This is a genomic window from Robiginitalea sp. (assembly GCF_049588695.1).
Lineage (GTDB): Bacteria > Bacteroidota > Bacteroidia > Flavobacteriales > Flavobacteriaceae > Robiginitalea.
Genome location: NZ_JBAVZJ010000410.1, coordinates 1 through 8,695 on the forward strand (window position 1 = coordinate 1; position 8,695 = coordinate 8,695).

Below are 8,695 nucleotides of genomic sequence, written 5' to 3' on the forward strand. Positions count from 1 at the left end.
AGTACGATCCGGGAACTGGCCTCCAAAAGTACCCTGATCACGGTTACTGAGGTCGAGAGTACGGCCCTTATCCATGAATTCGGGCACCTGTTCGGGTTGGTGGATCTCGGCACAGCCGAAGTAAATCCCCATGAAGACCCGGAGGCCCGGAACCATTGCGATGTCGAAGGTTGCCTGATGCGGGCCGAACTGGAATTTGGCTCCGGGCTCCTCAATGCACTTGAAAAACGAGCGGCCAAAGGCTTGTCCGAACTTCCCGCACTCGATGCGGAATGCATTCGGGATCTTCAGGCCATCGGGGGTAGGTAATAACGCCTCCCAATTAAAAGGATTTCTATCCGGAGGAAAAAACCTGGACTGTCCCAGGGATCGTAAGACTGATCAGGGGATGTTCAGATACTTGTGGGTTTGAAGGGAAATCCGCCACTTCGGATTTTTCATAACGTACTCCACAATCATAGGCGTCACTTTCTCCCGCACACTCCATTCAGGTTGCAGGTATAACAAACAGTCTTCCGATACACCTTCTGCCTGGGCCTCGGCGAAAATCAAATCATGGCGATTGTAAACAATTACCTTGAGTTCGTCTGCCCGCGAAGGACTTGGTTCTACGGGCAGCTTGTTCTTTTTTGGGGAAAGGCAAATCCAGTCCCAAATACCGGTAAGAGGATAGGCTCCGGAGGTTTCGATGTGAATTTTCATACCCCTGCGCTTCAATTCCTCTGTGAGCGGGCCCATATCCCAGGTCAGGGGTTCGCCCCCGGTGATTACTATAGTATCTGAGTATCGCGAAGCGTCCTCAGCAATGGTCAGAATATCGGTCGGTGGATGCGTCTCGGCATTCCAGCTCTCCTTTACATCGCACCAGTGGCAACCGACATCACATCCGCCCACCCGGATAAAATAGGCCGCCGTACCCTTGTGAAATCCCTCGCCCTGAATCGTATAAAAGGCCTCCATAAGGGGTAACATCAAGCCTTGTTCAACCCTGGAGGTAACCGCCTCTTTTTCCATGGGGGCAAAGATAGTAATTATGCCAGTGAGCCCGATAGGATCCCTGAGAAAAGGGTCCTTTAGTATTCGGTTGAATTCCGCTATTTTTACGCAAAATTCAAAAGATGAGCCAGGAGGAAAAATTCCGTTCCGAGATTGAAAAGGGATATTCCTTTAAAGGGGATTCCATTACACTGGGAGCAGCCATGCTAGAGGGAAAGGCCCTTACAGGCGCTTTCGTAAAGGTGCCCCTTAAGACAATGAACCGCCATGGCCTGATCGCCGGGGCCACGGGTACCGGTAAAACCAAATCCCTGCAGGTCCTGGCAGAAAACCTCTCACAGCAGGGAGTTCCCGTCCTGCTGATGGATCTCAAAGGAGATCTGAGTGGCCTGGCACAACCCAGCCCGGGCCATCCTAAAATAGACGACCGCCACGAGCAAATTGGCTTACCCTTCCAGCCTCAGGCCTTTCCGGTAGAAATCCTCACCCTCTCCGAACAGGGAGGCGTTCGGCTTCGGGCAACTGTCTCGGAATTCGGGCCTGTACTCCTTTCGCGAATTCTGGATCTTTCCGATACCCAGGCGGGTATTGTAGCCGTCATATTTAAATATTGTGATGACAATAAACTCCCACTGCTCGACCTTAAGGACTTTAAAAAAGTACTTCAATACGCGACTGCCGAAGGAAAAGAGGCTTTTTCAAAAGACTACGGCCGGATCAGCACCGCTTCTACCGGGACGATTTTAAGAAAAGTCATTGAGATGGAACAACAGGGAGCTGACCTGTTTTTTGGGGAGAAGTCATTTGACGTCGACGACCTCACCCGAATCGATTCCCAGGGGCGCGGACTTATTAATATCCTCCGCCTGACCGATATTCAGAACCGGCCCAAACTCTTTTCAACTTTTATGTTGAGTTTACTGGCCGAGATTTACAGCACCTTTCCGGAGCAGGGAGATACCGAAAGACCGGAACTTGTCTTATTTATCGATGAGGCACATCTGATTTTTAAGGAAGCCTCCCCTGCCTTGCTGGAACAAATCGAAAGTATCGTAAAACTGATTCGATCAAAAGGAGTGGGCATCTATTTCGTCACCCAGAACCCCACGGATATTCCCAATGAGGTACTCTCTCAACTGGGACTCAAAGTACAACACGCCCTCAGGGCCTTTACTGCCCGCGACCGGAAAGCCATAAAACTGACGGCCGAAAACTATCCGATTTCAGAATTTTACGACACCAAGGAGGTCCTTACAGGACTGGGTATTGGCGAGGCACTGGTCACTGCCCTGGATGAAAAAGGACGCCCGACGCCCCTGGCCGCAACCCTGATGCGGGCTCCCATGAGCCGGATGGATATCCTAACGGAAAAAGAACTTCATACCCTGGTAAAAAACTCTGAAATCGCAGCTTCCTACAATGAAGTTGTCGACCGGGAAAGCGCCTATGAAATCCTGACCGAAAAAATTGAAAAGGCCAATGTGCAGCAGGAAAAACCCAAGCCCAAAAGTACCCGGAGGAGGAGTTCCCAACGTCAGGATCCCCTGGTGAAAGTCCTCACCAGTGCTACCTTTATCCGCGGGGTGATGGGTATTTTAAACAAGGTGATCAAATAAGTTATTCTACAATCCATACGAATTCTAAGAAATGAAAAAATACCTCTTTGTACTCAGTACAGTCTTTTTGTTTGTTCAATGCGCCCCTGAGAAGGAAGATCCCTTTCTTATTGAAAAAGACCGGGTCGGAAAGCTCATGAAAACCCATAAGGTTTCGGACCTGGAAGCCCTTTTTGAGGCAGATTCCCTGGTCCGCGATACAACCCGGCTGGATATGGGCGGCAATCGGAAGATTGAAGTCTATGAAAAGGGGGGAGCTCATTTGCTTACCCTAACACCTTCGCAGGATACCACACGTACCATAGAATCTGTTTGGGTCCACGATCCGAGGTATAAAACAGTGGAGGGAATCGGGCTGGAGGCCACCTACGGCGAAATCGGGCAAGCCTATGAGGTCCGAAAAGTAGTCAGCTCCCTGAACAATGTGTTGGTCCTGCTCAAGGAGCATCCGATGTATTTCACCATTTCAAGGGAAGAACTTCCCGGTGCACTGAAGTACTCCGGGGCAGCCGTTGAGGCGCTTCAGATTCCGGAAGAGGCGCGCGTAAAGTACCTGATGGTCGGGTGGGAATAGAATCTTTCCCAGGAACCCCTATTATTGATGAATGTTAAGTTCTGAAACTGAGTTAGGGCATGAATAGGTTAAGTGTACTTCTAAAGAACCTGCTGGCCACATCTTACGGGAAATGGTTTAACCTGGTCGCTTTTTTCAGCCCGCCCCGGGCCGGGAAACTGGCGTATGACACCTTCGTAAAAGTCAGGGATGGAAGGGTAAAACCCGAACAACAGGAGTACCTGGATGAAGCGCGTCACAGCACCGAAATGGTCGCAGGGTACAAGATACAGACGTACCAATGGGAAGGCTCAGGACCCCGTGTTTTACTGGTACACGGATGGGAGAGCAATACCTTCCGGTGGCGCAAACTCATCGGGGAACTCCGGGCTGCCCAATTCCACATTATTGCTTTCGATGCCCCTGCACACGGCTATTCCACTGGAAAAATTCTCCATGTACCCCTGTACGGGGAGTGTGTGGAGTATATGGTCAGGCAGTTTAAACCCCAATACATCATCGGGCATTCTATGGGTGGAATGGCCGCCCTGTACCACGCGCACAGACATCCGAATGAATCCGTAGAAAAAGTAGTCACCATTGGATCTCCTTCTGAATTCGAGGCAATTGCCAGGTCCTACCAGCAAATGCTCGGCTTTAACGATCGGGTACTTCGCGCATTTGACACTATGGTTTACAAAGAATTCGGATACCATATCCATGAATTTGCCACCGCGGAATTTATCAGGGGCAATCCAAAAAAAGGCCTTATCCTCCATGACAAGTTAGACCGGATCGCCCCTTTTCACGCCTCTGAAAAAGTACATGAAGCCTGGGAAAACAGTGTGCTGATCCCAACCGAAGGCCTGGGACATTCCATGCATCAGGACGGGGTGAACAAACAAATTGTGGATTTCCTCAAAAACTAAGCTCGCAGCCCCTATTGGAACCCGGTGTATTTTGTATTTTTACGAACCTAAAAAGTCGTATTTCGTATGCAAAATATCTCTCCTTTCCACATTGCCATTCCCGTACACAATCTAGAGGAATGCCGGACATTTTACAGGGAAATCCTGGGCTGTGAAGAGGGTCGAAGCAGCGAACACTGGGTGGATTTTAACTTATTCGGACACCAGTTGGTCATCCATTACAAACCCAAATCGGAAGAAGCCCTGCACACCAATACGGTAGATGGTAAAAATGTTCCGGTTCCGCACTATGGGGTGGTTTTACCCTGGGAGACCTTCGAATCATTTTCGGCTCAGTTACAGGAAAAAGGTATTGAATTCGTAATCGAACCCTATATTCGGTTCGAAGGTGAGGCAGGTGAACAGGCAACTTTATTTTTTCTGGACCCCGCGGGCAATGCCCTGGAATTTAAGGCATTCCGCAATATCGATCAGCTGTTCGCCAAATAGCCACACTTATTTCTTTATAAATTTATAGTAGGCCCACAACCCTACTCCGTAGACAACGGCAAAGATCAGGGCTTCAGCCCCTTCAGTACGCATCGTCTCCCCTGAGTAATCCTTTTCGAGCACAAGTGAAATCCCAAAATAGAACACCCCGCCCATCAGGGCCTGTGCAAGTAAACGTTTTTTTGTCATGCTTTCCCTTGATTAAAATCCCCAAAGTACATTATCCTTCTTTAAAGCGCTTCTCAAAACAAAGACTGTTCTCAATGCCGCGATAAGGCCCGTAGTTCTCCATTGGATCATAGCCGGATTTTCTGTAAAAGGCAATAGCCTCTGGCTGGCGCTTCCCCGTTTCCAGCACACATCGGGTGGCGCCTGATTCCCAAGCCCACACTTCGAGGGCCTGGATAACTTTTTGAGCGGCGCCCTGCCCGCGGTATTCCGGAAGTACAAACATCCGCTTGATCTCCATACTATCAGCTTCAAAGGGTTTAATCGCCCCACATGCCACAGAAATACCTCCAACATAGGCCACGACGACCTGATCTAAGCCTTCAATTCTGTTAAACTGGTGATAGAAGCCGTGATCTGGTCCGTCCCTCAAACTGAGTTCTGCATCCAGCTTTTCCACCAGGGCCCTGAAATCCGGATTCCCGTAATCCGTGCGAACCGTTACAAAACGCTCCTCCTGCATCCCGCTATCCCAGTTGAAGGCCACGACCTCGGACCCAGTAAAAAGCAAATATCAGGTTGGGCACCCAGCAGAGCCAGGCGACAATTCTGTAGGCAGTCAGGAAATCCCCAAAAATCAATATGAGTATCGGCATCCAAATCCGCAGGGAAACCGCAGCGAAACAGGCCGCATAGCTGTAGATCATATATCCCTCATGGCCGGTCAGGTCACCTGCCCGGATGGCCGTATAGGCCCGGACTGTAAAAAAGATCCAAAAAAGCCCCAAAAGAAAAAATCCAAGGCCGGTGATCCAGCCCCCCGTAGCATAAAATGACAAATAGATTCCGCAGGCGGCACTGATCAGGGCAGCGCTTACATATACCTTTCCCAGATTCCTGTGGGTTTTAAGGTATTTTCGACGGAGTTCCCTGCTGAATTGCGTCCATCCCACCAGGAGGGCAATACCTCCAAAAACAATATGGCCGTAAAACGCGATATTCCAGGGTAGACTGCTGAGAATCTCCTCAGGTTTGGTCGCCAGGAGTCCCATATCACGTCCCCCGAGGATATACAAAAGGGGATAAAACCCAATAGCTATAGCCAGCATTCCAAAAGCAACCCAGGCAAATTTATTCGTTCTTGGCTTCATTTCTCATGTTTTCTAATCGTGTTACCGATACCTCCAACTTGTCAAATCCGCCCCCTCAGGTGCCGATTTAGCTATACGGGCCATAATTTTGGGGACATACATACTGTTGTACCTCAGCCGGCTGATATGATTGGGCTGCTCAGGATCCCCGTTCCAGCAATGTTCGGCCCGGTCTCCATAAAGCACTTCGCCTTCATAATAGGGATCCGTGGTGCCTTCCAGAAAATCCTCCATGAGATATACGGCATTGTTCAAGTAATAGTTATCCATATCCCCGCAGTAAATATGGATTTTGCCCCTGAGCTCTGGACCGAGTTTTTCCCAATCCCGCTCAAGAATATATCTGAGGTCATAATTTTCACGCCAGTATTCTGCCACTTCGGGATTGATGTCCCCGGTACGCTTGTCCCAGATCCGCTCCGGATACCCTTCTGTCCCCTGGGGTGAATACGTCGCCTCCCAGATGTCCCATTGCTGGCCCGACCTGCTTTTATCGCCCAGGACCAATTCCAGCAGGTTATTCTCCCGGACCGTACTCTGTATATTGCCTAAATAATCCCGGTGGGCCGGAACTTCCACGGGTTTGTGAGCGCTTTCCGTCCGGTAGGCATTCGAATCCTCATAAATATTGGTGAGGCAATACGCCCTGAAGTCTATAGGGTCCGGACAGGCTGCAAAGCACCCGTTGTACTCCTCGGGGTATTTCACCTGAACCGCGAGAGCCTCCCAGCCTCCGGTAGACCCGCCGTAGAGGAACCGGGACCAACCCGCTCCAATTCCCCGGAATTGTTCCTCTATATAAGGAATAAGCTCATAGGTAATAGCATCCCCATAAGGGCCCTGACTGGCCGAATTCACCGCATAGGAGTCGTCGTAATACGGGGTGGGGTGCTGGATTTCGATAATCAGGAAACGGGGATAGTCAGGCGAATTCCAGCGCTGGTAAAAGTCGTAAGCTTCTTGTTGCTGAATAATATTATAGCCTTCCACCCCAAACCGTTCGGAGTATTCAGGTTCGAGCCCCGGATCGGGGGGAGAAGTCCGGAAACCCCCGAAGTCAGCGGGAAAATGTCCCTGGAATACCATAAGGGGGTACCGGGCCTCGGGATGTTCTTCAAATCCTTTGGGGAGCAAAATATGCGCGCCCAGGTACATATCCCGGCCCCAAAACTCAGAAAGACGTTCTGAACGCATTTTAATATGTTTGATCCAGGGAGTGTCCTCGGGTTCAGGTATTGGCGGGATGACCTGGTCCATGACCAAATCCAATCCTCTGATTCCATTTTCATTTACAGCGACCGTAATCGGTTTGCTATAGAGGTTGCCTGGAGAGCGGTTCCACTGCTGCCCTTCCCCGTTGTCCATAGGAAGCTTCACCGTATGCCCCGTGGACAGGTTAAAGGTTTCATAGGTATGTAGCAAGGCCTGCACCTGGTAGTCCCCGGGAGGGATTTCAGATAAGCTTTCATAAGGAAAGCCAAGCGCGTCTGAATCAAACGCAGTTGCCGTTCCGGGCTGCATCCCATCCACGTTCATCCCAAAGATCAGCTGGGTGTTGAGTCCGGCCCCGATCTGGAACCGGGGCTCTGCTGAAGGATCGTTAGAAAACATCAACAACAACCGACCGTCCTTAGGGGAATCCGCCACAGATTCCCCAATGGAGATGCGAATATTTTGAGCGTTATCCGGGGTATTGGCAGACTCACATCCCGGAAAAAAAACGATTGAAACAATCAGTAGAAATACAGTACGCATGCCCCTATTTTTTAAAAAAGATAGGGCTTTTTAAGGGTCGCTACAATACCCACGGTTATTTTTGTACTACAGTTTGAAGCACAAAAGACTGGAGTTCAACGATTCAGTATACGAAAATGCCGAATGAATCGTTAGAGGTTAAAGCATTAATCCCAAATCTTACCATTATGAAACGTTGGCATTACGCTGCAATACTCCTCGGGCTGCTTATCTGGTGCTCCAGTTGTAGAAATGACGAGGGTGAAGCCGAATTTGAGACGCTCAATCCGGTCGAAAACGAACAGCAGTAACTACATTCCTTGAATGATAGGCCAATGCGCCCTATCAATTCCCTGCCTGATGACGCTCCCGCGCCAGTAGGGTGTTCTTTAAAAGCATAGCTATGGTCATGGGGCCTACTCCCCCCGGAACCGGGGTTATGTAAGAAGCCTTTTGACTGACGGCTTTATAGTCTACATCTCCACAAATATAGTATCCGCGTTCACGACTCTCATCAGGTACCCGTGTTATCCCCACATCGATAATCACTGCACCTTCTTTGACCATATCGGCCTTTAGAAAATTAGGGATTCCCAAAGCGGAGACCACGATATCGGCCTGACGGGTCAAAGCCGCAATATCCTGTGTGCGACTGTGGGTCAGGGTAACCGTAGCATTTCCAGCGGCACCTTTTTGACTTAGTAGGATGCTAATTGGCCTTCCCACGATATTGCTTCGGCCGATTACCACAGCGTGCTTTCCGGAAGTCTCCACCTTATACCTTTTGAGCAACTCCATAATACCAAAAGGCGTGGCCGAGATAAAAGTTTCCATCTGCAGGGCCATTTTCCCAAAGTTTGTCGGGTGAAAGCCATCCACGTCCTTATCCGGATGCACAGCCATCAGGATCTTCTCCTCGTCAATATGTTTGGGAAGGGGCAATTGTACAATGTATCCGTCGATGTCGGAGTCCTCATTAAGTTCCTTGACTACCTCCAGGAGCTCTGCTTCTGATGTTTCCTCCGGCAATTGTTTTAGGGTGGATTCAAAGCCGATACG

Annotated in this window: 11 protein-coding genes and 1 pseudogene; 6 read left to right on the plus strand and 6 right to left on the minus strand. The window is 49.8% G+C overall.

Annotated features, from left to right (window positions below; all coding sequences use genetic code 11):
• Positions 1-309 (plus strand): annotated as a pseudogene (locus tag WBV75_RS09620) (hypothetical protein); the annotation flags it as partial.
• Between the two features lie 72 nt (positions 310-381).
• On the opposite strand, the gene WBV75_RS09625 reads toward WBV75_RS09620, so the two are convergent.
• Positions 382-1,014, minus strand: a complete 633-nt coding sequence (locus WBV75_RS09625; protein WP_424120407.1) for a 7-carboxy-7-deazaguanine synthase QueE — start codon at positions 1,012-1,014, stop codon at positions 382-384.
• A 104-nt stretch (positions 1,015-1,118) separates the two neighbouring features.
• Between WBV75_RS09625 and WBV75_RS09630 the strand changes: the two genes are divergently transcribed.
• From WBV75_RS09630 to WBV75_RS09645, 4 genes are all read left to right on the plus strand, one after another.
• Positions 1,119-2,612 (plus strand): helicase HerA-like domain-containing protein, encoded by a 1,494-nt coding sequence (locus WBV75_RS09630; protein ID WP_424120408.1) that lies wholly within the window; start codon positions 1,119-1,121, stop codon positions 2,610-2,612.
• Positions 2,613-2,643: 31 nt separating this feature from the next.
• Positions 2,644-3,186 (plus strand): hypothetical protein, encoded by a 543-nt coding sequence (locus WBV75_RS09635; protein ID WP_424120409.1) that lies wholly within the window; start codon positions 2,644-2,646, stop codon positions 3,184-3,186.
• 59 nt (positions 3,187-3,245) lie between these two features.
• The gene (locus WBV75_RS09640) at positions 3,246-4,094 is read left to right on the plus strand and encodes an alpha/beta fold hydrolase (RefSeq protein ID WP_424120410.1); all 849 of its coding nucleotides are present in this window, start codon (positions 3,246-3,248) and stop codon (positions 4,092-4,094) included.
• Positions 4,095-4,160: 66 nt separating this feature from the next.
• Positions 4,161-4,583: a VOC family protein gene (locus WBV75_RS09645; RefSeq protein ID WP_424120411.1), complete on the plus strand. Its 423-nt coding sequence runs from the start codon at positions 4,161-4,163 to the stop codon at positions 4,581-4,583.
• Positions 4,584-4,589: 6 nt separating this feature from the next.
• Here the strand turns inward: WBV75_RS09645 and WBV75_RS09650 are convergent, their stop codons facing one another.
• From WBV75_RS09650 to WBV75_RS09665, 4 genes are read right to left on the minus strand one after another with little or no spacing between them, the layout of a single operon-like run.
• On the minus strand, positions 4,590-4,772 hold the full coding sequence (locus tag WBV75_RS09650) for a hypothetical protein (RefSeq protein WP_424120412.1): 183 nt from the start codon (positions 4,770-4,772) through the stop codon (positions 4,590-4,592).
• Positions 4,773-4,803: 31 nt separating this feature from the next.
• Positions 4,804-5,298 (minus strand): GNAT family N-acetyltransferase, encoded by a 495-nt coding sequence (locus WBV75_RS09655; RefSeq protein WP_424120413.1) that lies wholly within the window; start codon positions 5,296-5,298, stop codon positions 4,804-4,806.
• The gene (locus tag WBV75_RS09660) at positions 5,279-5,902 is read right to left on the minus strand and encodes a DUF2306 domain-containing protein (protein WP_424120414.1); all 624 of its coding nucleotides are present in this window, start codon (positions 5,900-5,902) and stop codon (positions 5,279-5,281) included. Before WBV75_RS09660 ends, WBV75_RS09655 begins: the two co-directional genes overlap by 20 nt.
• Before the next feature lie 21 nt (positions 5,903-5,923).
• A complete protein-coding gene (locus WBV75_RS09665) occupies positions 5,924-7,657 on the minus strand; it encodes an alpha/beta hydrolase-fold protein (RefSeq protein WP_424120415.1) in 1,734 nt (577 codons plus the stop codon).
• A gap of 167 nt (positions 7,658-7,824) precedes the next feature.
• Between WBV75_RS09665 and WBV75_RS09670 the strand changes: the two genes are divergently transcribed.
• Positions 7,825-7,947: a hypothetical protein gene (locus WBV75_RS09670; RefSeq protein WP_424120416.1), complete on the plus strand. Its 123-nt coding sequence runs from the start codon at positions 7,825-7,827 to the stop codon at positions 7,945-7,947.
• Positions 7,948-7,981: 34 nt separating this feature from the next.
• Here WBV75_RS09670 and WBV75_RS09675 read toward each other — a convergent pair.
• Positions 7,982-8,695 (minus strand): bifunctional 5,10-methylenetetrahydrofolate dehydrogenase/5,10-methenyltetrahydrofolate cyclohydrolase (locus WBV75_RS09675; RefSeq protein WP_424120417.1); only part of this gene is annotated, 714 nt, incomplete at its 5' end.

Bases quoted from the DNA above. Each gene is read 5' to 3' on its own strand.
- WBV75_RS09665 (WP_424120415.1), bottom strand. From the start codon at position 7,657: ATGCGTACTGTATTTCTACTGATTGTTTCAATCGTTTTTTTTCCGGGA.
- WBV75_RS09650 (WP_424120412.1), bottom strand. From the start codon at position 4,772: ATGACAAAAAAACGTTTACTTGCACAGGCCCTGATGGGCGGGGTGTTC.
- WBV75_RS09640 (WP_424120410.1), top strand. From the start codon at position 3,246: ATGAATAGGTTAAGTGTACTTCTAAAGAACCTGCTGGCCACATCTTAC.
- WBV75_RS09645 (WP_424120411.1), top strand. From the start codon at position 4,161: ATGCAAAATATCTCTCCTTTCCACATTGCCATTCCCGTACACAATCTA.
- WBV75_RS09660 (WP_424120414.1), bottom strand. From the start codon at position 5,902: ATGAAGCCAAGAACGAATAAATTTGCCTGGGTTGCTTTTGGAATGCTG.
- WBV75_RS09670 (WP_424120416.1), top strand. From the start codon at position 7,825: ATGAAACGTTGGCATTACGCTGCAATACTCCTCGGGCTGCTTATCTGG.
- WBV75_RS09635 (WP_424120409.1), top strand. From the start codon at position 2,644: ATGAAAAAATACCTCTTTGTACTCAGTACAGTCTTTTTGTTTGTTCAA.
- WBV75_RS09630 (WP_424120408.1), top strand. From the start codon at position 1,119: ATGAGCCAGGAGGAAAAATTCCGTTCCGAGATTGAAAAGGGATATTCC.
- WBV75_RS09625 (WP_424120407.1), bottom strand. From the start codon at position 1,014: ATGGAAAAAGAGGCGGTTACCTCCAGGGTTGAACAAGGCTTGATGTTA.